The following is a 22,035-nucleotide window of genomic DNA, read 5'->3' as shown; positions in this document are numbered from 1 at the left end:
CTTCCCTGGCCGTTTGCATTCGGGGCTGTCCGAAAAACGTATGCAAATTTCTGACAGGGGGTGGCCTGCAAAAAGACCCCACCCGGTTTTGGGGCCCCATGTCCGCGCCGCGAGCCCCAAAAGGGCAATTGCAGCGAGGGCTCCGCCCTGAGACTGGCCGATCCCCTGGCCGATCTTTTTGCCGCATGGCCGGCGAGGGCTTCGCCCTAAGAATACCAGGTCCGCCGCGCCGCCGGCTGCCGCCGGATTGCCGGTTTATTTGCCGGTTGGTGACATTGACAGTACCGATGTTGTCGAATGTAGCGAGCGCTCCGCGCTACCAGCTCTTCACAGGCATCGCGGGGTCGATCAGTTCGGGCTGGCGCACCAGCAGCGCGGCCACGCCGACCAGCAGCAGCATCGAGGCGGCCATGATGGCGATCCAGAACTGTCATCCATGAATGGCCAATGCGGGTCGCCATCTCGCGTTCCATGGGTAGCGAGCGCTCCGCGCTGATGGTAGTCAGACCCGAGCACGGAGCGACGCAAATGTCATTCAGCAAATACGAGTTCCGGGTCGAGCTGTGGCGCTTGATCGAGAAACATCTGGCCAAAGCCGACACGGCCTTAACCTACTGCGAGATCGACGGGGAGCTGGAGAATGCGGAGGTTCGCCTGACCCGACTGGCCGACAAAATCCCCGACGAGGAGTTCGACAAACTGGATCCCATGGATCTCTAAGCCCGTGTGGCTGGTGAGCGCTTCGAGCTGACAGCAATTCCTATGCGTCCCGACGCCGCGTTCGGCCTTGAATCCGCTTGGCCAGTTCCTCGTACTCCTCCGCTCCGCGCTATTTCCAGTCAATGTTCGGCCTCTTCGGGTCGCGCCAGGATTGCCGCGGCGTGCCGCGATGCGGCTCCCAGTCCTTGGCCGCCGCTTTCTCGGCCGCCTTGCGTTTCTTCTTCCGGCTGTCGATCACGCGCTGACGGTACAGCGGGCTCTCAAGGGCCTTGGCCGGGGCGCTTCGCCGCTTCATTTTCGATCGCCTTCCAGATTTGCTCCGGGATGAAGTAGTGGTCGCCGTCGAGTTCGTAGACCCGGGTGCCGCCGTAATCCGCGGTGAGCTTGCCGCTCAGAACGGCGCGAACTCCTACCGCGTTGCTAACGGAGTGGCCGCTCATCACCGCACCACGATCAGGTCGTCGAGCGAGAAGCCGTCCGTCCATCCGCTGGCGTGCTTGATGTCGTCGGCGGACGCGATGCCGACGTTGATCCAGCCCATGTCCTGATACTCCCAGGTCATGGACACGACCACGTACTCGCCGGGCCACTCGCCGGAGAACTGGCAGGACGGGCTGACGGTGACGCGGCTGCCGACGCGGATCTCGGATAGCTCGATCTCCTGGCGCATCTGCTCGGTGTTCACGGCAGCTCCTCCGGCCGTGGGGTCTTGAGACCCTGGAGGATGCGCCACCACACGCCGGCCCCGCTCTCGCACTCCGAGACGGGCGGCACGGCGTCGAGACCCAGCTTGCGCTGAACCAGCTTGCCGAGAGTGCTGTCTTCGGGCCATGAGCCAGCCTGGCCGAGTCGGCTGAGCACGAGCCCGCTGGGGATCTCAGCCTCGCTGCGGATCGCCGCGATCAGTCCGAACTCGAACTCCAGCGAGTCGATTAGCATGCGGCGCAGCTCCTCGATGCTACACCGGTTGATGTAGCTGGGGTCGACGTAGCTCTTGGTCACAGATGGTCTCCCAGGCGCCGCTTGAACTCGCGGAGGAAGGCGTTGGCGTCGTTGAGATCGGCCGGCAACTCCGTTGCCCAGCTGACCGAGATGCGGCTGATCGGCGTCGGGATCGCGAAGATCGTGTCCCGGAAGAGCCACAGGAATTGGCGGCGGCTCTGGAATGGCCGGAACCGCTTGCCGCGGATGACCCTCTCCTCACCGGGTAGAGGATGCCGCCACTGGAAGCTCTGCAGCTGGGCGCCGAAGCCGCCGATCCATGTGTAGAGCCGGCCGCCCAGCCAGTAGAACCGGTCGTCGAAGTAGGGCGACGCGAGCCCGTGACCGTTGCCGAAGATCTTGTGATCGAGCCAGAGCATCAGAACAACATGCCTCCGGCAGAGACGAACTCCTCCGGCTTCGGCGGCGCGACCTTCTTGTCTGTCTTGAAGTCGTGCTTGTGGTTTCGGGCCTTGTGGGGCTTCTCAGACTGCGGCTGACCCGCGAGCGCTGCGCGCTCTTTCTCACTCAGAACCTCGCCCGGGCGGTAATGGGCCGCGACCGCCATGCACATCGCGACGAAGTAGTCCTCGGAGTAGTCCCACTTCATCTCGTTGACGACTTTGTGGACCCACTGCACGTTGCCCTTGATGTAGCCACGGCTCGAGTCCCGCCGGTCGAGCGAGGCGGTCGGGTTGCAGGCCGCCCAGTCGATGATCAGCGGCAGGCCGGAGATGGCGCACTTGCCCTCCTGCACGGCGAACAGCTGCTCGATGTACTCGGCGTCGATCTCGAAGGAGAGGCCGCGCTTCTCTGCGCCGGCTCTGGCGAGCCTGGTGCGCTCCGACCACACGGTCTGGGTTTTCGGCCTTCCGCGGCCCTGCTTGGGAAGTCGGATCTGGTCTTTGAGGGAGCGCTGTGCCATCGTTCCGCATTAGCATGAATGCAAACGCGAGGCAAATTTTTGGCCCCCAAGGCACTGCCCGCTGCGGGCCGTCCGACACGCCGCTGGCAGCACCTCAGAGGATGTCTAGCCCTTGTCCGGATCTGATGATCGGGCCGACACAAGCGGCAACCGCCGCCGGGTGTCGGCGTTCCCGCCGTTTGCAGATTTTGTTTGCAGTTGCATTTGCGGAACGGTTTCATGTGAAACAAATGCAAGCGGGAGCGGGGCGGGCGCTTCGCGCCAGAGCAAACCAGTTCCGCGGCGGCCGGCGGTCAGCCGAGGCGTTCACCTTCAGCGCTGATGGCCCAGGCTGATGCCGAGCACATGCGCCTTGGTGCGAAGAGCCGGCACCGTGCGCTTCATCTGCTTGGCGATCTTGTCGATCGGCGTGCGAGCCTTCGAGTGGGCCTTAAGCGCCTTGATGTCGTCGCGAGTGTACTCGCGGCGGGCTGTCGCCTTCTTTTTTGCCGGCATAGATCCTCCTATGGCACCGAAGCAGTCAGGTGCAGGAGGGAACGGGCTCAATGTGACCACAATGTGTTTTCAAGCAAATTTGCTGCAATTCGCATTTGCGGAGCTGCCTTGCATTCGGGTATAGGTCGCGCAAGAACCATGGAGCCGCCTGCTGCGTTGCCCGCGATGGAAGACGGCACCTACCTCTACGATGAAATCGCAAATGTCGCGGTCATTGCTCCCGCGGTTGCCGCAGTCATGATGCTGTGGTGGATCGAAACGACGATGGAAGGAGGCATGACCGATGCGGGGGTCACAGTCGAGCAGCTGCGACGGCTGCTCGGGATGCGCGACGTCATCCGCAAGATCATGACCGGACCTAACCCCGGCGAGGAGATCGTCGCTTGGGCGATGCGTGGCTGGAAGGCCGAGGTGATAAATCTCGACGACTTCAGGGCTGAACGCGAGCGGCAGAGGACCGCCGAATGAGCTGCCCCCGCTGTGACATGAAATGCCAGTCGGTCGAAGAGTTGAGTGACGGCCGGCGCGTCTACCGCTGCCGCTTCTGCCGACACCTGGTCTGGCTCGTCCAGTCTGAGCTTATCCGAACTGATCGGCCACTCGACCGAACGCTGGGTGCGCCCGGTTCTTCACCTTGATCCAGTCGCATACTCGAGGTCGGTAGCCGCGCTCGCGGTGCTTGGAGACGATCCCCTCCAGTCCCATGTCGCAGGCGGCTCGGAACAGCTTCGGTCCCCAGTCACCACGCTCATAGGGCGCCACGAAGATGCCCTCCGGCCGCCGCTCCAGAATCTTTGCGAGCCGGTCCTTGCGGTCATCGAGCTTCATCAGTCGCAGGTCATCGCCGTCGAGCGACACGATGTCGAAGGCGTAGAGCTGGGCGTCCTCGTTGTACTTGCCGGAGTGCAACCAATCGAATTGCGAGACGCCGCGGACATCGAGCACGCAGATCTCGCCGTCGATCACGAAATGTCGCTGCTTCATCCGCCGCGCCGCCTCGGCGATCATCGGAAACCGCCAGGTCCAGTCGAGGCCGGCTTTCGAGAGCACCTGCACGACGGCGCCATTGCGTACCACGCGCCCGCGGTAGCCGTCGTATTTGATCTCGTGGATCCAATCAGGACCGTCTGGAACAGACTTCTTGGCCGTGGGCCTGCAAAATTCAAAGGATTTGGTCATGGCCGGCATCTATGTACGGGCGGCCAAATGTGGAGTCCTCAGATTAGCTTCAGCTGGACGCCGATCTTGCGGCCGAGCTGCCCTTCGATGAAGTCCTTCACGGCCTCGCTGACCTCGTGGTCCTCAGCGGCGATCCGGCGCTCCAACTCCCGTGCAATGTCCTCGCTCGCGTCCCTTGACCATCCCTCTACCGGATTGAAAGCCACGACCCGGAGCACCTGGTCATACTCGCCGCTCAGCAGATCGTTGATCAGGGTGGCGCGGTCGATGCCTTCATCGGTCTCGCGGAACGCGGCGCCGCCCCGAAAATCCTCAAGGACGAGGTAGAAGTCCTTGTCGAGCCGGTCATTGGGAATGATCGAGGGCGAGGGCATACGCGGAACTCCTTTGCCGGAGTCCAAGATAATCGAGGCATCGCCTGATTGCGAATCACTCCGCGCCGATGCCGCGGTGCGCCGTGTAGACGTGCCGATCCATGCCAGCCGCCGTGGTCAGCGTCTCGCCGCAGAAGCATCTCGACTGGCCATTGGCCCGCTGGGTCGGCAGCGGCAAGTGCTCGGCGTGCATTCGCTCCTTCCAGGCGTGCCAGTCCCTGTTCTTCCGCCAAAGCTCAAAGTGCGCCTCGGTGCGGGTGGCCGACAGCTTGTTCCAGTCGCGCTCGAACCCGGCTCTGGCGTCCTCGAAGGTTTCGGCCACGCCGTTGGTCTGCTGGCCTGGGTCGCAGCCAGGTTGGAAGCCGCAGCTCCAGCCCCACTGCGGGGCGTGGGTGGGAGCACCGGCTCGCTTGCCGATGTGGCCGACCCTGACATCGCCCCAGTAGACGAACCATCCGCCGGCTTGGTGCGGGTCCTTGTCGGGCTTGCGGTGGAGATGGGTCACAGAGTCAGCGCCGCTAACAGGGGGGTGTTCGTCTGCCTAACAGGGGGTGTTCGTCTGCCCAACATAGGGGTGTTAGCCTGGCGAACACCTTGAACCTTTACCTTAGAACCCCACCATAGATCCAAGTAAGGATTCGTCGCTCCGCTCGCCCTCAGGCCGTCAGTTTCACATGAAGGACTTTTGCGATCTCGATCGGTTCCGCGAGTCCCTCCTTCACGAGGTCGCCGGCCGCCACCAGGTTCTCGATGGTCACCTGGATCGGGGCGCGCTTGCGCTGGAGAGCCTGGAGCAGAGCCAGGCGCCGGGTGGTGTCTTCGTCGGTCGTCGTCATGGCCGGCAATGTAGCCGACCGGCCGGAAGTTTCAACAATTGGGTCCGAAAAGGGTCGGAACTGTTGAAACGGGCCGTTTGCATTTCGATTCCGGGAAGGGGTTGACAACAACCACCCCCCTGCTGTAGGACTTGCTGTACCGTTAGCATTCGTGCAAACGGAAAGCCCCAAGCCCCAGGACATGGTCCGGCCATCAGCCGGAACATTGGGCGGTGCCCGGACCCACAAACCCCATGCTATCCGGCACGCAGGCCGTAAGACCCTCAGGGCAGGTAGCGTTCGAAGCCCGGACAGAGCCAGGCGACAGGAGTTCGGCATGTCCGGGGACTTGCTTGAATGCAAACGGAGGAGCCATGAGCACTGAGCTGACCCAGTACGTCGCCTACGTCGGCGCCATGGCCCTGACCCCCGCGATCGGTTTCGTTGTGCTCGGCTGCTTCTGGCTGGTCCGCAGCGCGGGCGAGGCCATCTTCCGGCGGATCGCGAGGTTTCCCTCGTGACCGCTGACATCGAATTTCTGGCCGTGCTGTCGAGAACGATCCTGCAGCTGATGCTGCTGACCGGTTCGGCCATCGCAACCATCCTCGTTGTGATCCTGATCTTGAAGCTGTTCGGAGGTCTCAATGACCGACCGCGCTGACGAGATCATAGACGCAGCCGAGCGCGTGCTCCGCGATCGCCGCGGGCGCTCCGCACCAGTTCAAAATCAAGCCCCTGTCTCGGACTGGGGACCGCTGTACCGCTACATCCAGGGCGTGGTGCTCGGCGCCGTCGCTGGCCTGATTATCGGCTACGGCCTCGGCGTAGCGTTCCCGCAGGACACCTGCAAGGTCCGCGCTTCAGCGTCGCATCTGTCGGTCTGCCTCGACGGCCAGATCGCAAAAGCCAAGGGGCTAATGCGATGAGCGTCGGCCAGAGCAAGGGCATCCGCGCCCGTCAGGGCAAAGCCAACGGCGCCATGCAGCGGACCGACCGGATCCTCGCGGATCGCTGGCGCGACCTCGAAGTCAAAATCGACGGGACGCCGCTGCCGGTCCTCGACTTCCATCTGCCGGTGCCAGGCCCCGATCTCGACGACCCGTACCTGCTGACGACCTACTCGGTGACCAACCAGGTCATCAAGGTCGAGGACGAGCTGACCATGACCGATGAGCAGCAGGAAGAGCTGTCTAAGTGGTGGGCCGACCGGATGCAGGAAGAGTTCATCCGCCAGATGACCGGCGGATCGGGCCCCAGCGAATACCAACACAGCCTGCGTGCGGCAGGCGCCAAAGTTTAACCAGAGCCCGTGGTCTGCCCCAGGCAGCCCGGGTCACCATTTCGAGGCCGTGCATGCCCGCCACTTCGCCCATCCCAGCTGATCTCGTGAACATCGCACTCGATGCGCTGGACGCTGAGGTCAAGCTGTGGCGGCGTGTGCCGTGGGCGCCCGGCCACATTCGCCTGATGCGATACTCGGAGCCGATGGATGTCGGCCCCGCTGAGGTCTCCGTCGAGGCCAGCATCCAGTGCCACGACGTGCCAGAGCGCATGGCCGACGACATGATCGTCCGTTTCGCCATGGAGAAGGCGCTCGAAGCCGCGATCGGCGCGATCTCGGTCGTGCCGTCGTTGCCGAAGCCACGCGCCAAGCGGAAGAAGCCAGCGAAGAAGGCGGCCAAGAAATGATCGGCCACCTGTTTTTCCTGAGCCTCGGCGCCTTCATCGGCTTCGTGTTGGCGGCGCTCATGAAGCGCCGGCCCCGCGGCAGCGGCATCAGCGCCGAACTGGCCGAGAAGATGAGGACGCCGCTCTACATCCAGCACGCCAAGGCGCTTGCCAAATTCTATGGTTACGATCCCGAGAGCGAGTGGCACCGCTTCAAACACAGGGCCATCGCCGAGATCATCTACAAGGTGCGGTAATGGAGCAGCTCTTCTCTGCGGCCCACGCAGCATCGCGCATGTACGCCCAGAGCTGGCGTCGCGGCAACATAGTCCGCGCCCAGAACCAGCTCCGGAAGGACAAGCTGAGCAAGCGTCTGGTCAACTTCTATCTCGATGACATCGATCGCGAGATCGACTTCATCATCTTCGAGAAGGATGCAGCCTGATGGCTCGATCCTCGTACGTCTACATCGTCCAATCGGCGGCGACAGGAACCCCTGAGGCGGCCTTCACGGTCAAGCACGAGCTGGTCACCTGGCTCGGCAAGCGCGACCCGCTACGGCCGCCCTACCGCATTCACCGGATGCGCGATGGCGGCAAAGAGCCCGAACGCAACGAGATCATCGAGCTATGACTACGCTGGTTTATCGCGATGGCGTTCTCGCGTCGGACACGCAGATGACGTCGTCCTGCATCATGGGCCGGAACGCGGTCAAGATTGTGCGGCGCGACGACGGCGTGCTGGCCGGCGGCACGGGCGACTTCGCCTGGCTCCAAGCCTTCCATCGCTGGTTTCTCGACGGCGAGCAGGGCGATCCGCCGGCCATCGACGAGGACAGCGTCGGGCTCATCGTCCGCAAAGGCAAGCCCTTCGAAGCCTTCGAGACCAACGGCACCGTGGAGTCCCGCGGCCCCTACATCGCCTTCGGGTCCGGCAAGCACTTTGCGCTAGGCGCGATGTTCGCCGGAGCTTCAGCAGAGGAGGCCGTCCGCGCCGGAATGCACTTCGATCCTTTCTCAGGCGGCCGGGTGGTCAGCCTGAGCCACGACCTCAAGCGCAAGCGGAAGCGCAAATGACTGATCCGATCTCGACCAGTCCGAAGGCTATGATTGCCTTCGAACTGATGAAAATTCTCGACCCGCTCGTCGGTGTTGCCGAAGCTTCATTTTTCATGCAGCGCGGCAACGACCTCCTCGGCGGCACGACCCCTGTCTCGGCAATCAAAGAAGGCCGGATCGACGAGGTGCGCCGTGCCGTCCAGGCGGTCGCGATGGAGAAGGGCATCTTCGCCGAGCCCTGGCTGCCGCCGAAGACCCGACGCTGAAAAAGGAAACGAAATGCTCGACGCCATCTCGATGAAAGTAGCCTGGCTGCTCCCGCGCAGCATCGTCTACTGGGCCGCCATTCGGCTCGGCTGCAATGCTACGCAGGGCCAGTACAGTGACCAAGTCGTCCCTGAGCTGAACTTCGTCGAAGCACTCAAGCGCTGGTGATTGCTGGGGTAGCTCAACGGTAGAGCGCCACGCTTCCAACGTGGTGGTTGTGGGTTCGAGTCCCACCCCTCGCTCCAGGTCCAGCATGAAGAACAAAACCCGCAAGCCGGCGAAGCGGTATTGGCCGCTCTCGTGCGGCTGCTGCGACGGTCGTGACTGTCGCGAGACCATCACACATCAGATCGAGTGGCGAGAGGCCCATGACGAGATTGCAGAAGACCGAGCCCTGGTGCGCGGTGATCGCGCCGACTGAGGACGTCGCCCGTCAGTACATGGACGCCTTCGGCTTGTCCGCGGAGATCTGGAAGCCGTTGATGCTCAGTCAGAGCACGATGGGCTTCCAGTTCGATCGCATCGTCATCATCCGCCCGCACTGGCGCACGACGCCGGCCGAGATCAACGAGTTCGAGCGCCAAGTCTCGGACTGGTTTCTCCGCGTGAACCGCGGCGGCGTCATCAAAGTCATCTGAAAGGGAACGTCATGGACAGCGCGCAGGTCACGGACCACACGTCAGTTTCGATCTGGAATAAGCTCAATCCGCTCTGGTGGCTCGTCGGCGACGAGGGCTGGAACGTGCCGGCCGTCAATAACGGCGAGCCGTATCTGCCCGAGGTCACCAACATCTGGCTGCGGCGCTTTTACTGGTTCTTCTGCCGCAACCCGCTGATGAACTTCGTCGGCTACATCCTCGGCGTCGAGGACAAGAACTATACCGTCTATGGCTCCGACCAGGTGCTCCGCACCACCGGACGCGACTGCACCCTGCAGGCCTTTGGCTTCCGCTGGGCGGTGCTCGCCCCTGGCTTCAGCCTGGGCGCGCTGATCGTCTCGATCATCGTCGCGGCGCTCGGCTGGTTCGTCCACCCGATCTTCTACGTCGCGCTCGCAATCAGCGCCTTCAAGGCGATCGGCTTCCTGCCGTTCGTCAACTACTGGAACGGCAAACTCGAGTTCTACATGGGCTGGCGGCCGGCGAGCGGCGGCTTTGGCACCAAGATCGTCTTCGCTGGAGGTATCTGACATGTTGAGCATCAAGGAACGCCTCTACCTCCTCTACTTCCAGCTCGCCTGCATGCTCGTCGCCTTCAGCGCCTGGCTCACTCACGTCATCACCTGCATCAAGGATGATCGCATCGCCTTGCTCATCGCTGGTGCGATTGCATTCCCGATCGGCGTGATCCACGGCTGGGGTATCTGGCTGGGCTTCTGGCCGTGATCAGCTGGGACGCGCTTCTCATCGCCGCCGCCGTCGTTTTGGGGGCAGCCATCATCTCCAACACCATCGAGAACGTCGTGAGCGACTTCGCCGAAGAGCTATTCGAGCGATGGGACGCCTTGGACGACGAAGACGAAGGATAATATGCCGTTTCCGTTCTGCTTCATCATGTTCAGCTACGCGGTCTGGCAGGCGTCCATCGAGCGGGCTTTCGATCTGAACCCGTCCGAGGTGCGCCATGAGGCCAAGAACCTTTGACCTAGTCCTGGTGCCGCTGCTGATCGTCATCCTCCTCGTTTCGATGGCGCACCTGTTCAGCTGACGACCAGCCCGGCTCCCAAAAATACCGAGCACGAAAATGAAGGCTCTCAAAGCACTGGCCCTCGCGGGCCTGGTGATGATTTCGGCTGTCTCGCCATCGCAGGCCCTGGTCATAAAGAACGATCCCGGCGGCGTCATCGTCGATTTCGTCAGGAAGTATTCCGACATCCGCGACAGCAACGAGATCGTCGTCGTGGACGGTGAGTGCGACTCAGCATGCACCCTGTTCCTCGGGATCGTGCCCCGTAAGAACTATTGCATCACGCCCAACGCGAAGCTCGGCTTCCATACGGCGTCCGAAAAGAGCACCAACAGATTGACGGGGAAGATCAGGTACACGCACGCGCCCGAGTTTTCGGCGCTGATGTGGAACCTCTACCCCGCGCGTATCCGCACCTTCCTCAAGGTGGTCGGATGGAACGGCGACGATGCAGAGATCGCGCACCCGCAGATCGTCTATCTCGGTCCGGAGCAGCTCGGCGAGCTTGGTGTTCGCTCCTGCGGTCCTGGAGATCTCTCGTGAGCCGTTCCCGAAAGCTTCCAGATCGTCGGAAGCTGCCGCGACTGATCAAAGTCGGCATAAACGAGTACCAGCTTTTGGATATGGATCCGGAGGAGGCTGACAAGCTCGGCGTCGCCGGTACATGCAACGTTTTCGACTTCAAGGTCTGCGTTCGCACGGACCTTCCGGACAGCGGCTACGCAGAGACGCTGGAGCACGAAATCAATCACGCCTGCTGGGAAGCCGCCAAGCTGAAGAGCAGAGCCAGCGAAGAGACCGTCGTCAACCGACTGACCCCGGTGATGATGATGGCCCGTCGAGACAATCCGGAAATTTACGCCTGGATCGACCGGGCTATCGCTCAGAAAGCCTGACCATGCTCAACGCAATGGTTGCCGCTACCAAGCGGCATGCAGAGGCGATGATCGCCCTGCTGAAACTGAACCCGCACGAATGGCAACCCGTCGTCTACGGGGAGCCGATCAAACAGCTCTTCGGTCACGCCAAGCTCATCCGCCCCAGCGAGGGCGTCGAGCGATCGCACTGCGACTGGGTGCTTGGAGTGCTCGTCCCAAACCTGTGCCTGACGGTGACCACAGTTCCTCCAAACTGGCGGATCCCGCAGGAGCACGTCCAGTAAAGAAACAATAATGAAAAAGCAGACCCCGTTCGGGGAAATGGACAGCATGTCGATCGAGCGCTTCAAGGCGCTCGGTCTCTACCGTACGAAGCCGACCCGGCAACTGCGGTCGCGAGCATGGTGCTCTAAGCCATGACGAAGAAGCATCTCAAACACATCAAGCCGGTGTCCAAGGGCACCAAGGCTACGGAGCTGCGCCTTGAGCGCAAACGTCGGCGTCGACGCAAATCCGCAGGCTCGTGATCTACGAATAACTCGGAGCACAGAACAGGGAGCGGCGACATGAGAGCGCCGACCGACTGCTAAGGCCCGACTGCGGCGGGGATTTCTCCTCCTTTACCCCGCCGCGCCCGAGGACAAATCAGCTCAGCTGCAAAACTCGGGCGCCTCCCGTTTCTGCAGAACTAGACTCCGAAAAGAAAAATCTCATGAAGAAGATTTCACGAAGACTCTGGGCCGCGATGCGGCGACTAGAGCACACCAAAAAGCGTCGAGCAAATCCGTCGCTCAATGCGCCATACCAGGCTCCTGATGGATTTTATTGGGACTTCGTAACTTCAGCCGGAAAGACCGTGACCAACAACGGCGCTCGGGTTGTAGCTCTGGTGAGGACGACCTAATCATGTCGATCGAATTGAAAGGTCTTCTCAATGGGTCGTATGTCCCAGTATACGTTATTGGCGATGACACCGACGACGCTGTTATCAAGTTCAGATCGAGCAAGAACGGAAACGACTACGATGCCAAGATCGTCTCGCATGACGGCGGCGTAACCGGGGTATTTGGTCATGCCTTTCTGTCGTACTCTGCTGGTCGCCACGCGTTCATTGGCTGGGACGGAAACGAGCAGGCTCGTATTTCCACAACGCCTCTGGCCGTAAATTTCGTTGAGTTTGCTGGCGGCACGACGAACAAAGGTGCGAACATCTTCACAGATGGCGCCGATGCTAACGTGCCACTAAATCTTACCGTGAAAGGAACCGCCGGTTTCTCGTTCGGCAATGAGAGCGGTGCGCTCTTCAATATCGGTGATCCAGGGGCGCTTATAACGTCTAACGCGACGCATTACCCCGGCACCGCGTTGATCCCTCCCGGCGTCGACACGTCAGGCGCCGATTGGGCGGTCACGCGTGATCGCAATATCGTGCTCAAAGTATCGAACCCAAGCCCGTCGAATCCAGCGACCGGCTATGTTAAGATCAATGCAGGCACGGGCGCCACGCCATTCCCAGGGCTCACGGTTGATGGCGCCAACGCGAACATCCAGCTCGCGCTATCGTCGAAGGGCACTAGCCTCGTATCGATTGGCAACAGCGGGCAGGGCAATGTCGCCTATTTCAGTGCTGGCGGGCTGATTGCGAACCGCTGGTCGGTCCAGGCCAATGCGACTGGTCAAGAGATCAACATCGGCCCGTCGTCTGATAGTGAGAGCACTGCAATCGCGCGCCTGAAGGCTTCCTCGACGCAGTTGTGGAAGTCAGACCAGATGGCGTTCCAGAACGTCATCGCCAAGCAGGGTTACTCGATTGTCGTCGCGACGGCGGCTGGTAACCACACGGTTGGAGCGGGTAAGTCCGGCATCGTCTACAACCCCGCTGGCACCATCGCATCGTTCACCGAAACACTTCCCGCTTCGCCGATTGACGGGCAGGAATGCGACTTCACGACCACACAGACCATCACGGCCTACACGCTCAGCCCGAACTCCGGGCAGTCTATCGCGTCTGGCGCCGCACCAACGACACTGACCCCATCCACGCCTTTCAAGATGCGGTATGTCAGTTCAATCACGACATGGGTTAGGTCAGCATGACAGTGACGGGTATTACGGCCGGAGCGATCCGGTGGGATGCTTGGTACGACGCATCGGCGGGCGGCGCACCAATCCAAGCGCAATACGCGCTGAGCCCAACGAAGTGGCGCTACAAAGCTCCGTGGTTCGCCGCCAGCAAATCGTCGTTTCTGCAACTCGCCGTAGGGTCGCAGGCCAATATGGACCTTGAATGCCAGCTCGCGGCTGCGGCCGGACTGAAATATTGGGGATTCGTCTGGTATGGCCCCTACGCCGATGGCACGTCGGGCGCAGGTTCGACGATGAATAACGCGTGGAATCTCTTCCAGGCAAGCCCCAACAAGGGGCTCATGAAGTGGTGTGGCATCATCGGGACGTCCTACTTCGGGACCGCTTCGGGCTTTAACAGCAACACCGCCAAGTGGCAGGCGAACGTAAACCAGTGGGTCACCTACTTCAAACAGTCGAATTACCTGACTGTTCTGGGAGGTCGTCCTGTGCTTTACCTCATGTACAGTGCGGGCGACTTGACCGGGTGGTTTAGCGGCTCAATCGCAAACGTTGCCGCGGCGATTTCCTATCTGCGTTCGCAATGCACGGCGGCCGGTCTTGGCAACCCGTACGTGGTCCTCATGGCGGGGAACGGCGCGACGGCCCACCCCACCCTCGTATCTATCGGGGCTGACGCTCTGTCGAATTATACGTCTTCGTGGAGCTATGCGGCCACGCCGGACACGTACAGCAGCCTCGATACGCAGTCGCAGGCATTCTGGCCGAGCTTGGCGTCCCAGGGCGACGCGATCATCCCGATCTGTCAGATCGGTTGGGACACGAGAGCGCGGAAGGACTACCCTGAGAGTTGGGTCGGAGGACAGCCCCGCGTCGGTAAGCGACAGACCGCAGCTATAGCCACGCCGAGTCAATTCGCCGCGCACGTTACCGCCGCCATCAATTACATCGGGGCCAACCCGTCGATCTGCCCGTCGAAGACGCTCTTGATGTATTCGTGGACGGAATGCGACGAGGGCGGCGCGCTCATCCCGACAATCGGGGATCCTCCCGTTAACACCAACTACAACAGCGGATATAGTGGAGTTCAGACCAGCAACATGCTGAACGCGCTGGCTCCTGTATTGCTCGGTTCTGCATAGCGAGCGGCGACATAGAGCGCCGACTGCCTGCTAAGCCCGGATGCCGGTGGGGAGTTTTCCTCCTTTCCTCCCCGCCGGCAAGGACTTCATCAAGGTCACCAACTGAACGTTTCCTCGGTCCAGCCGATCGTCACCTAAGGACATAGGGGTGGCTGGTTAAACAGGAGCCATGCGTCCAACCGAGCGCTCGCGTTGTCGAGCACAGCTCGCCGCCCATCGGCGGCGGGCATTGCCTGGGTAGCTCAGTGGTAGAGCAGCGGGGTCATAATCCGCATGTTGCAAGTTCAACTCTTGCCCCCGGCACCAATTCAAGCCGCAAGGCGCACGCCATCCCCAACATAGGCGTCCCGACGACTGGGTAATCCGTCGCGTGAAGAAATCGGGTGGGGCTCCATCCTGCATCGGCGTAGCTCAACGGTAGAGCGCAGGTCTCCAAAACCTTGAGATCCAGGTTCGAATCCTGGCGCCTTTGCCAACTTTCAGGCTCATCATGTTCATCTTCGATATCCTGCTCGGCCTCGTGCCGAAGCTCGGGACGTTGTTTCTCAATTATCTCGGCAAGAAGTCAGACAACGAACTCGAAAAGATCAAGGCGACGATCGGCGGGGATGTCCAGCTGAACGTTGCCGAGCTTCGCTACAAAGTCGAGGTCGCCAGAATGGCGGCTGACATGCGCAGGGACGATCGCGAGCACTGGTTCACCGCATGGATGGTGCCGTGCGCCTTCGCGATCTTCATCATCCACATCGCAGCTGTCGTCTTCGACAGCATCCCGCTGCTCGGCCACGAGGTCGGAAGCTGGCAGGTAGCCAAGCTGCCAGGCCTGTACGCCGACATGCAGTACAACATCGTGATGACGATCTGTGGCGTGGCCGGCGTCGCCTCACTCAAGAAGATCTTCTCCCGATGAAGTCTATCACCGACCACAACGTGGTCGCCGAACTCTCTGCGGCCAAGACCCCAGTCATCATCAAATTCGAAGCAAAGTGGTGCCAACCGTGCAAGGCGATGACCCCAACGCTGAACGCCATCGAGCAAGAATACGGCCAGCGCGTTCAATTCTTCACCGCCAACGTCGAGCACTGCGATCTGATGGCCCAGCGCTACCAAGTTTCGCAAATTCCGGCGCTTTTGGCGGTCGAAAACGGAGTGGTTCTGGCGAAGCGCGTCGGATCCGATTCCAGACAGGAAATCGCTCAGTGGATGCGCCAGTCAATCCCGGGCCTAAGAGATGACTGACGAGCGTGACCGCTTCGTCGTCGACTTCTATGCGATGTGCATCGTCTACGACGGAGGGTTCTCTGTGCCGATCGTCGGCATGATCGATCGCTTCGACATGGAGACGGACGATCCCGACGAGGCTGAAGTGCTGTTGGTCCGCTTCCCGCCTGATGGAATCATCCTCACCATGCTGATCGACGATCTCGACATGGTGATTGACCGAACCGGCAGCGCCTAAAGAACAAGAAGAAAAGCAATGACGGATTTACCCAAGCGTCGCCGGGGACGGCCGACGAAGGAGGAGGCTGCTGCCCGTGAGGCGGCGGTCAAGGCGAAAGCGGAGAAGGATGCTCAGGAGACTGAGTTCCTCGACGACGTCCTCGCTCAACCTATCAAGCGACGCGCCGCCCAGGCGAAGCTCCAGCCCGACGAAGACACGCTCCGAACAATCGGAGAATTGGGCAAGCTGTTCTGCACCCAGGAAGAGGTCGCCGCCGTGCTCGGCGTGTCACGCAGAACGTTCCAGACCTTCATCTCAGAGTGCCAGGAAGCCCGCGACGTGTGGGACGACGGCCTGATGCACGCCAAGGTCTCGCTCCGTCGGAAGCAGCTCGCGCTCGCCGACAAGAATGCGCCAGCCGCGATCTTCCTGGGCAAGAACTACCTCGGCCAGAAGGACGAGAGCACGACCAACATGAACATCACCAAGCCCGTCGCCGAAATGAGCGAAGCGGAGCTGATGGAGATCGCCATGCGCAAGTCGGGCGCCGACGCCAAGCCGCAGGCCAGGAAGGACAGCGTCCACTGACAATCGCAACCGTAAGAGCTTGCCAATGATTCACGACCAGAAGCGAGCCCGAGCGGTGGTGCTGAACGAAGGCATTCGTCAGCAGCGCAGCCAAGTCCTCAACGGCTGGCAGCCAAAGAATTTCTCAGAGATCAAGCGTGAGGTGCCGGAGGAGCCGCTGCCTCCTGCGGCGCAACCACCTGACATGCAAACCGATCTACCAAAAAGGAAGGAACTAACCATGGGTCTGCCCCATCTCGTAATCGTCGGCGCCGACAAAGGCGGCGTCGGCAAGACCGTCGTTGCGCGCACCGTGCTCGACTATTTCAAGAGCGTCGGCGTTGATGCCCGCGCGATCGACACCCAGATGCCGGCCGGCAACCTAATTCGCTTCCACAAGGACGTGACCGAGGTTGTCGACCTGTCCAGCTCGAACGGTCAGATCAAAGTCTTCGACTCTCTGCCGAAGCACGCGGTCACGGTGATCGATATCCAGGCGGGCCTGCTCTCGCCGACGCTGACGCTACTCAGCGAGATCGGCCTGCTGTCCATGGTTCAGGACGGTAAAATGAACGTCACGACTATGCAGGTCATCGGCAGCACGGTCCAGTCGCTCGGTGAGATCGAAGGTGCCGCCAAGATACTGGCGGGCTCTCGCCACTTCATCGTCAAGAACCACACCAACGACGCAGCGTTCTTCGCTGGTCTCAACGTGGCGACCGACGCCATGAAGGCCGGCACAGCGCTGATTGACATCGCCAAGCTGGACGAGCGCGCCACCGAGTACGTGGAGGCCTCCGCCACCTCGTTCTCCGACTATGCCAAGAACGGCGACTCCTTCGTGATGAAGGGCAAGGTCGGCCATTGGCTGAAGGGCGTGTTCGCTCAGTATGACCTGGCGAAGCTCCACATCGCCTAACAGAAAGAAACGCACATGACTGACATCAGCCTTCGCTACCAGAAGATGGAGGTCTCCGACACGCGCCTGATCACGGTCTCGGACTTGGTCCAGGACACTGACGGTTCGTGGGTTCGATCCGTCCGCTTCTATGGCGACCCAATCGTTAACGGAGCGCCGACCGGTTTCGTCGAGATCCTTACGCGGTCCGACAACAAGGATGACCTCGAAATCCAGGCTCCGGGCTTCAAGTACTAAAGCCCATTGACGCGGTGGCCGAGCGGTCAGGCAGCGGACTGCAACTCCGCGCAGGCTGGTTCGACTCCAGCCCGCGTCTCCATTCTTCACTCTGGTCGAGTTGCCCCTTCTGGGGCATTAGCGCATTGCGCCTCGACCGGAGTCTAAACTCCGGAAGTTATTGTGAACGATCTTATCGACGTCTCCCCCGAGGAGGCGGCGGCCGAAATCCTGCGTCGTAGGAGGGGCCGCGAGCACCTCATCGACTTCACCCAATACACACTCCCTAAATACAAAGCGGACCCGTTCCACAGGCTCGTCGCCGAGAAGCTGGAAGCGGTTGAGCGCGGGGAGATCAAGCGCCTCATGCTTTTCGCGCCGCCGCGGCACGGAAAGTCCGAGCTGTCGACACGGCGCTTCCCGGCCTACTTCATGGCCCGCAATCCCGAGAAGAACGTGATCTCGGCGTCGTACAACGGCGACTTCGCGACCACGTTCGGACGGAACGTTCGAGACATCGTCAAGGGGAAGGAGTTCGCAACTCTCTTCCCCGACGTGAAGATCAAGTCCGACAACCGCGCCGCAGACGAATGGGCGCTGGACAGCGGCGGACAATACTTCGCGGTGGGCGTCGGCACCGGTACCACCGGTAAGGGTGCCCACCTCTTTCTGATCGACGACCCGATTAAGGACCGCAAGGAGGTCAGCTCCGCCAACTTCCGTCAGGACCAGTGGGATTGGTACCGCGACGTCGTCTACACCCGTCTCGAAGAGGACGCCGCAATCGTCCTCACGCTGACGCGGTGGCACTACGACGACATCGCCGGCCGGCTCATCGAGCTTATGAACGAGAAGAAGGGTCTCCCCTGGGAAATCCTATATCTGCCGGCGCTGCCCTACACCACGAAGATCAAGCGCGACGACGGCACCGAAGAGCTGATCCTGAATGAGGATGGCACGGTCCCAGGAGATCCGCTCGGCCGCAAGCCAAACGAGCCGCTGGCGCCGCAGCGCTTCTCCTACAACGCGCTGATGGACCGTCAGGACGTTCTCGGCGAGCGCTCCTTTGCCGCGCTCTACCAGCAGAAGCCGATGGCCGACGACGGCGGCATGTTCAATGCCGAGTGGTTCAAGGCTCCGACCGAGCTGCCGGCACGTCGCACCAAGGTCCGTGCATGGGATTTGGCCGCGTCAGCTGACGGCGACTACACGGTCGGCGTCCTGATGTCGAAGGACCAGCACGGCGTCTTCTACATCGAGAACGTGATCCGTTTTCGCGGCACTCCGCTCGAAGTCGAGAAGAAGATCTTCGAGACTGCCAAGAACGACGGCCGGTCCGTCCAGATCATCCTTCCCCAAGATCCGGGCCAGGCAGGCAAGAGCCAGGCCCAAAGTTTCATCCGCCGGCTCGCCGGCTACATCGTCAAGGCTGTTCGCCCCACAGGACCGAAAGAGACCCGCGCCGCAGCGTTCGCTGCGCAGTGCGAGGCTGGCAACGTCAAAATGGTAACCGCTCGCTGGAACGACTGTTTCACCGATGAGCTGGAGACCTTCCCCCTCGGCGTCAATGACGACCAGGTCGACGCCGCCGCCGACGCATTCAACGCGCTCCTCGGTCCCCGCAAAGCCGCAGTCCTTGACTGGTAACGTCAGGACCACCCCGCCAAATGGCCGATAACACGAACCAGTTCGTCTACGTTCCCTCACCGCAGACCGGCAACCCCGGCCAAGTCTCCAATGCCTTCACGACAATGCAGACCCGGACGGCGCTGCTCCGCGCTGTCTATGGCGGCACGGAGACCATGCGCGCCAAGGCGCAGGAGTTTCTTCCGCAGTACGAGAAGGAGTCCGACGCTCGCTATCAATCGCGACTGAAATCCACATTCGCTCTGAACAAACTGCGTGAAGCTGTCGATGCCGCCTCAGCGAAGCCATTCCGCACGATGCTCAAGGTGGTCGATCCGGGTAACGACCAGGACCTGCCGCTTTGGATCCAGGACATCGACTTGCAGGGAAATCACCTGCACGTCTTCGCTCACCAACTCTTCAACAACGCCATGCTCGACGGCATGGCCCACGTTCTGATCGATCATCCGTCGACGTTCAATATGCCGAATCTCGCGGCGCAGAAAGCCTCGGGCGCTCGCCCGTTCTTCAAGTTGTACAAGGTCGACGACGTTGCGGCTGCTTACGACGCCTACGTCGGTGGCGACGTCAAGACGTGGCATGTCCGCATCCGCGGCTTCCGCGCCGATCGCGACGGCTTCAAGGAGAAGAGCTACAACCAGTTGCGCGTCATCGAGATCGACCCCACCAAGGGGACCGGAATCGTGCAGCTTTGGGAGCAGCTCGCATCGTCGGGCGGCGGCAGCTGGAACTTCATCAGCGAAGAACCGCTGAAGAACATGCCGGAGGTGCCGTTCGTCACGCTGTATGCCGGCGAAAAGGAGGCCGACTATCAAGTCAAATCCGTCTTCCAGGACCTCGCCTACAAGCAGATCGAGCACTGGATCTCCAGCTCGGATCAGCGCTCCATCCTCTCGGCCGCCCGCTTTCCCATGCTGGCGTGCTCCGGCGTCCAGATCGACCCGGAGGACGAGGCACAGTTCGCCATCGGCCCGTACAAGGTGCTCTATGCTCCGGAGGCCAATGGCCGCTGGTACTACGTCGAGCCCCGCGGCACGGCGATCGAGAGCGGCGCCAAGGATCTCGACCGACTCGAAATGCAGATGGACATGATGGCGCTCAACCCGGTCACGGGCACGCACCGTCAGTACGTTCCGCAGAACGAGCGCGACATCCAGGAGACCCGCGTTCACTCGGTCGTCCACGACATGGCGATCAACTGCCAGGACGCCATCGAGAAGTGCATCCTGTTCATGGGACAGTGGACCGGTAAGGACCTGACCCAAGCCAAGGCGATCCTCAACACCGAGTTCTCGAACACCAAGGACCGGCTGCTGGAAGTCGCCCAGCTTGTGAAGATGTGGGAAGAGCGTGGCTTGTCGCGGAAAGCCCTGTTAACCGAGGTGGTGAACAGGAACTTGCTCGGCGACGACTTCAGCCTGGATGACGAGCTGGCGTTCTGGGCCAAGGTCGACCAGCTGAACATGGAAGCAGCGGACGGCATGCTGCCAGGTCGCTGGACCCAGGCCGATCCGACGAAGGAGCCGGTCGGTGGCGGGTCATCCTCGACCCCAGCAGCTGACCCGAATGCTCCGGCCACACCCGGAGCCGCTCAGCCGCCGAAGACGTTCGACTTCCCGAAGGGCCAAACTCGGCCGACGAAGCAATTCTAGTTTCGTTTTCACCATGGTTTGCACTGCGAAAGCAAATATCGTTGACTCGGTGCAAACCGGCATGCTACTGACCGCGCCCCATGGCTGACCTGACCCTGAAGCTCGAAGTCTCCGAATATCGCTGTGAACCCTGCACCCAGCAGCAGGGCACGGTGGTGCGGGAACTCGTGCAGATGATCCCCAAGTCAGTCGTGGTGTTCGGCAAGCTCGTCGGCCCGGCATACTGGTGCTGCCCGATCTGCTTCGAGCCGAAGTTCGACGCCAAGACGAGGAAGCCGGTAAGTGCTAAAAGGCCTGTGGAACCAGACGCGAGCGGACATCAGCGCCGCTCTGGAAAAAACCAAATCCGGGTCATCAAGTAGCGCTCCGCCGCTGCCCGCCGGCTCCCTGAATCAGCCAGATCCCACCGTGAAGCGGATGGCGGACGATCTGTCCTTCCTCCGCAGGAAGTCGGAAGCTGAGTCGTGGGGCGCACTAGTCGGGGTGCTGTTCCTGGTAGGCCTAGTTTGGTGGATTTTCCACTCCTGAGGCCGTTTTCCGGGTTTGCATTTTCAATTCCCGAAAGGGGTTGACACGGAGGGGGTACCCGTGCTAGTTCATTTGCTTGAATGCAAATGGAGTGACAGTGAAGCTCTTCCGACGCAAAAACACCCTCGCTGAGGCATTTCGCCTCCCGCTTTGGGGTCAAATCGCCGAGGACACCCCGCCGCACTGGCTGGTGAGCCGCATGCAGGCGGGAGAGCTGGAGATCAATCGGCTGGGGGGTCTGACCATGCAGACGCCCTTCGGCGTGCTCCAATGCGCCGCTGGCGACCTCGTCCTCCTCTTCGCCGACAATTCCATCGGGTTCGAGAAGCCCGACACGTTCGAACTCGAGTTCGAACCCGTCACGATCGAGCTGCTGCAAGCCGCCGCGTGACCCAACGAGCGTGGCAGCGGGACCGCTAGTTACCCCGTGATGCTCTAACCACCCTTGAGCCCGTTCAGGACCGTCCTGGGCGGGTTTTTCTTTGGGCCTGCGCCTTTGACGGCAGCGGCCGAGAACCCATCCAGATCGCGCTCCCCGTTGGGTAGAGCGCGGTTTCAGCGGTCTCAGTTCGCATCCCGCACAAGACGAGCAGAGATACCCAAGAGCGTGCCGCACGCCCGCGCCGCCGCTGAACGATTTTGGCAAGTAGCTCAGATCGGTAGAGCGCCTCGCTGTTACCGAGGATGTCGCAGGTTCGAGTCCTGCCCTGCCAGCCACCACACAAGTTTCGCCAGCACTGATCAACCGAATGCCGGGATGGCTTCGGAACGATCGCCGCTGGCTCCTACGAT

At 61.4% G+C, this 22,035-nt stretch carries 43 protein-coding genes and 4 tRNA genes; 36 read left to right on the top strand and 11 right to left on the bottom strand.

All coding sequences use genetic code 11. The features are described 5' to 3' along the window. Window positions 1-447: 447 nt before the first annotated feature. On the top strand, window positions 448-720 hold the full coding sequence (locus ACNJX8_RS30760) for a hypothetical protein (RefSeq protein WP_439357864.1): 273 nt from the start codon (window positions 448-450) through the stop codon (window positions 718-720). 109 nt (window positions 721-829) lie between these two features. Here ACNJX8_RS30760 and ACNJX8_RS30755 read toward each other — a convergent pair whose 3' ends face one another. The 7 genes from ACNJX8_RS30755 to ACNJX8_RS30725 form a co-directional block, all read right to left on the bottom strand. After that, a complete protein-coding gene (locus ACNJX8_RS30755) occupies window positions 830-1,015 on the bottom strand; it encodes a hypothetical protein (RefSeq protein WP_439357862.1) in 186 nt (61 codons plus the stop codon). Further along, window positions 981-1,160: a hypothetical protein gene (locus ACNJX8_RS30750; RefSeq protein WP_439357861.1), complete on the bottom strand. Its 180-nt coding sequence runs from the start codon at window positions 1,158-1,160 to the stop codon at window positions 981-983. Before ACNJX8_RS30750 ends, ACNJX8_RS30755 begins: the two co-directional genes overlap by 35 nt. Beyond that, window positions 1,160-1,405: a hypothetical protein gene (locus ACNJX8_RS30745; RefSeq protein ID WP_439357859.1), complete on the bottom strand. Its 246-nt coding sequence runs from the start codon at window positions 1,403-1,405 to the stop codon at window positions 1,160-1,162. The genes ACNJX8_RS30750 and ACNJX8_RS30745 overlap by 1 nt, the downstream gene beginning before the upstream one ends. Further along, window positions 1,402-1,722 carry a hypothetical protein gene (locus ACNJX8_RS30740; RefSeq protein WP_439357858.1) on the bottom strand — a complete coding sequence of 107 codons (321 nt, stop codon included), beginning with the start codon at window positions 1,720-1,722 and terminating at the stop codon, window positions 1,402-1,404. Before ACNJX8_RS30740 ends, ACNJX8_RS30745 begins: the two co-directional genes overlap by 4 nt. After that, entirely contained in the window at window positions 1,719-2,081 is a 363-nt protein-coding gene (locus ACNJX8_RS30735; protein WP_439357856.1) for a hypothetical protein, read from the bottom strand. Before ACNJX8_RS30735 ends, ACNJX8_RS30740 begins: the two co-directional genes overlap by 4 nt. Further along, the gene (locus ACNJX8_RS30730; RefSeq protein ID WP_439357855.1) at window positions 2,081-2,626 is read right to left on the bottom strand and encodes a hypothetical protein; all 546 of its coding nucleotides are present in this window, start codon (window positions 2,624-2,626) and stop codon (window positions 2,081-2,083) included. Before ACNJX8_RS30730 ends, ACNJX8_RS30735 begins: the two co-directional genes overlap by 1 nt. Before the next feature lie 312 nt (window positions 2,627-2,938). Then, window positions 2,939-3,121 (bottom strand): hypothetical protein, encoded by a 183-nt coding sequence (locus ACNJX8_RS30725; RefSeq protein WP_439357853.1) that lies wholly within the window; start codon window positions 3,119-3,121, stop codon window positions 2,939-2,941. A 165-nt stretch (window positions 3,122-3,286) separates the two neighbouring features. Here ACNJX8_RS30725 and ACNJX8_RS30720 point away from each other — a divergent pair, with 165 nt between their 5' ends. Then, entirely contained in the window at window positions 3,287-3,589 is a 303-nt protein-coding gene (locus tag ACNJX8_RS30720; protein WP_439357852.1) for a hypothetical protein, read from the top strand. A 111-nt stretch (window positions 3,590-3,700) separates the two neighbouring features. Here ACNJX8_RS30720 and ACNJX8_RS30715 read toward each other — a convergent pair whose 3' ends face one another. From ACNJX8_RS30715 to ACNJX8_RS30700, 4 genes are all read right to left on the bottom strand, one after another. Beyond that, window positions 3,701-4,300 (bottom strand): ATP-dependent DNA ligase, encoded by a 600-nt coding sequence (locus ACNJX8_RS30715; protein ID WP_439357851.1) that lies wholly within the window; start codon window positions 4,298-4,300, stop codon window positions 3,701-3,703. 38 nt (window positions 4,301-4,338) lie between these two features. Further along, window positions 4,339-4,674 carry a hypothetical protein gene (locus tag ACNJX8_RS30710; protein ID WP_439357849.1) on the bottom strand — a complete coding sequence of 112 codons (336 nt, stop codon included), beginning with the start codon at window positions 4,672-4,674 and terminating at the stop codon, window positions 4,339-4,341. Window positions 4,675-4,729: 55 nt separating this feature from the next. Beyond that, window positions 4,730-5,179 carry a hypothetical protein gene (locus ACNJX8_RS30705; RefSeq protein ID WP_439357847.1) on the bottom strand — a complete coding sequence of 150 codons (450 nt, stop codon included), beginning with the start codon at window positions 5,177-5,179 and terminating at the stop codon, window positions 4,730-4,732. A 151-nt stretch (window positions 5,180-5,330) separates the two neighbouring features. Then, window positions 5,331-5,510: a hypothetical protein gene (locus ACNJX8_RS30700; protein WP_439357845.1), complete on the bottom strand. Its 180-nt coding sequence runs from the start codon at window positions 5,508-5,510 to the stop codon at window positions 5,331-5,333. Window positions 5,511-5,863: 353 nt separating this feature from the next. On the opposite strand from ACNJX8_RS30700, the gene ACNJX8_RS30695 reads away from it, so the two are divergent. The 34 genes from ACNJX8_RS30695 (at window position 5,864) to ACNJX8_RS30530 (ending at window position 21,960) form a co-directional block, all read left to right on the top strand. After that, window positions 5,864-6,010 carry a hypothetical protein gene (locus ACNJX8_RS30695; RefSeq protein ID WP_439357844.1) on the top strand — a complete coding sequence of 49 codons (147 nt, stop codon included), beginning with the start codon at window positions 5,864-5,866 and terminating at the stop codon, window positions 6,008-6,010. Next, window positions 6,007-6,150: a hypothetical protein gene (locus tag ACNJX8_RS30690; RefSeq protein WP_439357842.1), complete on the top strand. Its 144-nt coding sequence runs from the start codon at window positions 6,007-6,009 to the stop codon at window positions 6,148-6,150. The genes ACNJX8_RS30695 and ACNJX8_RS30690 overlap by 4 nt, the downstream gene beginning before the upstream one ends. Then, window positions 6,134-6,415, top strand: a complete 282-nt coding sequence (locus ACNJX8_RS30685; RefSeq protein ID WP_439357841.1) for a hypothetical protein — start codon at window positions 6,134-6,136, stop codon at window positions 6,413-6,415. Before ACNJX8_RS30690 ends, ACNJX8_RS30685 begins: the two co-directional genes overlap by 17 nt. Further along, a complete protein-coding gene (locus ACNJX8_RS30680; RefSeq protein WP_439357839.1) occupies window positions 6,412-6,789 on the top strand; it encodes a hypothetical protein in 378 nt (125 codons plus the stop codon). Before ACNJX8_RS30685 ends, ACNJX8_RS30680 begins: the two co-directional genes overlap by 4 nt. Before the next feature lie 53 nt (window positions 6,790-6,842). After that, on the top strand, window positions 6,843-7,178 hold the full coding sequence (locus ACNJX8_RS30675; protein ID WP_439357838.1) for a hypothetical protein: 336 nt from the start codon (window positions 6,843-6,845) through the stop codon (window positions 7,176-7,178). After that, window positions 7,175-7,414, top strand: coding sequence for a hypothetical protein (locus tag ACNJX8_RS30670; RefSeq protein ID WP_439357836.1), 240 nt, complete (start codon window positions 7,175-7,177; stop codon window positions 7,412-7,414). Before ACNJX8_RS30675 ends, ACNJX8_RS30670 begins: the two co-directional genes overlap by 4 nt. Next, window positions 7,414-7,602, top strand: coding sequence for a hypothetical protein (locus ACNJX8_RS30665; protein ID WP_439357834.1), 189 nt, complete (start codon window positions 7,414-7,416; stop codon window positions 7,600-7,602). The genes ACNJX8_RS30670 and ACNJX8_RS30665 overlap by 1 nt, the downstream gene beginning before the upstream one ends. After that, window positions 7,602-7,790, top strand: coding sequence for a hypothetical protein (locus tag ACNJX8_RS30660; protein ID WP_439357832.1), 189 nt, complete (start codon window positions 7,602-7,604; stop codon window positions 7,788-7,790). The genes ACNJX8_RS30665 and ACNJX8_RS30660 overlap by 1 nt, the downstream gene beginning before the upstream one ends. After that, complete coding sequence (locus ACNJX8_RS30655; protein WP_439357830.1) at window positions 7,787-8,233, top strand: hypothetical protein; 447 nt, start codon at window positions 7,787-7,789, stop codon at window positions 8,231-8,233. The genes ACNJX8_RS30660 and ACNJX8_RS30655 overlap by 4 nt, the downstream gene beginning before the upstream one ends. Next, window positions 8,230-8,481, top strand: a complete 252-nt coding sequence (locus ACNJX8_RS30650; protein ID WP_439357828.1) for a hypothetical protein — start codon at window positions 8,230-8,232, stop codon at window positions 8,479-8,481. Before ACNJX8_RS30655 ends, ACNJX8_RS30650 begins: the two co-directional genes overlap by 4 nt. Window positions 8,482-8,494: 13 nt before the next feature. Continuing rightward, window positions 8,495-8,650, top strand: coding sequence for a hypothetical protein (locus tag ACNJX8_RS30645; RefSeq protein WP_439357826.1), 156 nt, complete (start codon window positions 8,495-8,497; stop codon window positions 8,648-8,650). 2 nt (window positions 8,651-8,652) lie between these two features. Continuing rightward, window positions 8,653-8,727: transfer RNA gene (locus tag ACNJX8_RS30640), tRNA-Gly, on the top strand. A gap of 123 nt (window positions 8,728-8,850) precedes the next feature. After that, on the top strand, window positions 8,851-9,120 hold the full coding sequence (locus ACNJX8_RS30635) for a hypothetical protein (RefSeq protein ID WP_439357825.1): 270 nt from the start codon (window positions 8,851-8,853) through the stop codon (window positions 9,118-9,120). 11 nt (window positions 9,121-9,131) lie between these two features. Continuing rightward, a complete protein-coding gene (locus ACNJX8_RS30630) occupies window positions 9,132-9,671 on the top strand; it encodes a hypothetical protein (protein WP_439357823.1) in 540 nt (179 codons plus the stop codon). 1 nt (window position 9,672) lies between these two features. Continuing rightward, window positions 9,673-9,867 (top strand): hypothetical protein, encoded by a 195-nt coding sequence (locus ACNJX8_RS30625; RefSeq protein ID WP_439357822.1) that lies wholly within the window; start codon window positions 9,673-9,675, stop codon window positions 9,865-9,867. Continuing rightward, window positions 9,864-10,010, top strand: coding sequence for a hypothetical protein (locus tag ACNJX8_RS30620; RefSeq protein WP_439357820.1), 147 nt, complete (start codon window positions 9,864-9,866; stop codon window positions 10,008-10,010). The genes ACNJX8_RS30625 and ACNJX8_RS30620 overlap by 4 nt, the downstream gene beginning before the upstream one ends. Before the next feature lie 215 nt (window positions 10,011-10,225). Continuing rightward, window positions 10,226-10,711 (top strand): hypothetical protein, encoded by a 486-nt coding sequence (locus ACNJX8_RS30615; protein ID WP_439357818.1) that lies wholly within the window; start codon window positions 10,226-10,228, stop codon window positions 10,709-10,711. Beyond that, a complete protein-coding gene (locus ACNJX8_RS30610; protein ID WP_439357816.1) occupies window positions 10,708-11,064 on the top strand; it encodes a hypothetical protein in 357 nt (118 codons plus the stop codon). The genes ACNJX8_RS30615 and ACNJX8_RS30610 overlap by 4 nt, the downstream gene beginning before the upstream one ends. A gap of 2 nt (window positions 11,065-11,066) precedes the next feature. Next, window positions 11,067-11,330: a hypothetical protein gene (locus ACNJX8_RS30605; protein ID WP_439357814.1), complete on the top strand. Its 264-nt coding sequence runs from the start codon at window positions 11,067-11,069 to the stop codon at window positions 11,328-11,330. 622 nt (window positions 11,331-11,952) lie between these two features. Further along, window positions 11,953-13,143: a hypothetical protein gene (locus ACNJX8_RS30600; protein WP_439357812.1), complete on the top strand. Its 1,191-nt coding sequence runs from the start codon at window positions 11,953-11,955 to the stop codon at window positions 13,141-13,143. Beyond that, on the top strand, window positions 13,140-14,273 hold the full coding sequence (locus tag ACNJX8_RS30595; RefSeq protein ID WP_439357810.1) for a hypothetical protein: 1,134 nt from the start codon (window positions 13,140-13,142) through the stop codon (window positions 14,271-14,273). Before ACNJX8_RS30600 ends, ACNJX8_RS30595 begins: the two co-directional genes overlap by 4 nt. Before the next feature lie 231 nt (window positions 14,274-14,504). Further along, a tRNA-Met gene (locus ACNJX8_RS30590) sits at window positions 14,505-14,579 on the top strand. A 184-nt stretch (window positions 14,580-14,763) separates the two neighbouring features. Beyond that, a complete protein-coding gene (locus ACNJX8_RS30585; protein ID WP_439357808.1) occupies window positions 14,764-15,183 on the top strand; it encodes a hypothetical protein in 420 nt (139 codons plus the stop codon). Continuing rightward, window positions 15,180-15,512: a thioredoxin family protein gene (locus ACNJX8_RS30580; RefSeq protein ID WP_439357806.1), complete on the top strand. Its 333-nt coding sequence runs from the start codon at window positions 15,180-15,182 to the stop codon at window positions 15,510-15,512. Before ACNJX8_RS30585 ends, ACNJX8_RS30580 begins: the two co-directional genes overlap by 4 nt. After that, window positions 15,505-15,732, top strand: coding sequence for a hypothetical protein (locus ACNJX8_RS30575; protein WP_439357804.1), 228 nt, complete (start codon window positions 15,505-15,507; stop codon window positions 15,730-15,732). The genes ACNJX8_RS30580 and ACNJX8_RS30575 overlap by 8 nt, the downstream gene beginning before the upstream one ends. A gap of 18 nt (window positions 15,733-15,750) precedes the next feature. Then, window positions 15,751-16,302: a hypothetical protein gene (locus tag ACNJX8_RS30570; protein WP_439357803.1), complete on the top strand. Its 552-nt coding sequence runs from the start codon at window positions 15,751-15,753 to the stop codon at window positions 16,300-16,302. A 25-nt stretch (window positions 16,303-16,327) separates the two neighbouring features. After that, window positions 16,328-17,200 carry a hypothetical protein gene (locus tag ACNJX8_RS30565; protein ID WP_439357801.1) on the top strand — a complete coding sequence of 291 codons (873 nt, stop codon included), beginning with the start codon at window positions 16,328-16,330 and terminating at the stop codon, window positions 17,198-17,200. A 15-nt stretch (window positions 17,201-17,215) separates the two neighbouring features. Further along, window positions 17,216-17,437, top strand: a complete 222-nt coding sequence (locus ACNJX8_RS30560) for a hypothetical protein (protein ID WP_439357799.1) — start codon at window positions 17,216-17,218, stop codon at window positions 17,435-17,437. Window positions 17,438-17,445: 8 nt separating this feature from the next. Next, window positions 17,446-17,519, top strand: a tRNA-Cys gene (locus ACNJX8_RS30555). A gap of 80 nt (window positions 17,520-17,599) precedes the next feature. Further along, window positions 17,600-19,063: a phage terminase large subunit gene (gene terL, locus ACNJX8_RS30550; protein WP_439357798.1), complete on the top strand. Its 1,464-nt coding sequence runs from the start codon at window positions 17,600-17,602 to the stop codon at window positions 19,061-19,063. Window positions 19,064-19,083: 20 nt separating this feature from the next. Beyond that, the gene (locus tag ACNJX8_RS30545; RefSeq protein ID WP_439357796.1) at window positions 19,084-20,715 is read left to right on the top strand and encodes a DUF4055 domain-containing protein; all 1,632 of its coding nucleotides are present in this window, start codon (window positions 19,084-19,086) and stop codon (window positions 20,713-20,715) included. An 80-nt stretch (window positions 20,716-20,795) separates the two neighbouring features. After that, a complete protein-coding gene (locus ACNJX8_RS30540) occupies window positions 20,796-21,077 on the top strand; it encodes a hypothetical protein (RefSeq protein WP_439357794.1) in 282 nt (93 codons plus the stop codon). A 263-nt stretch (window positions 21,078-21,340) separates the two neighbouring features. Beyond that, a complete protein-coding gene (locus ACNJX8_RS30535; protein ID WP_439357793.1) occupies window positions 21,341-21,634 on the top strand; it encodes a hypothetical protein in 294 nt (97 codons plus the stop codon). 249 nt (window positions 21,635-21,883) lie between these two features. Next, window positions 21,884-21,960 (top strand) — tRNA-Asn (locus ACNJX8_RS30530). Window positions 21,961-22,035 lie beyond the last annotated feature (75 nt).

Origin of the sequence: Bradyrhizobium sp. SPXBL-04 (genome assembly GCF_051853035.1) — a bacterium.
Taxonomy (GTDB): domain Bacteria; phylum Pseudomonadota; class Alphaproteobacteria; order Rhizobiales; family Xanthobacteraceae; genus Bradyrhizobium; species Bradyrhizobium zhanjiangense.
The sequence above is the reverse complement of the archived record's forward strand: the minus strand, read 5'-3'. Positions and strand labels throughout refer to the sequence as shown.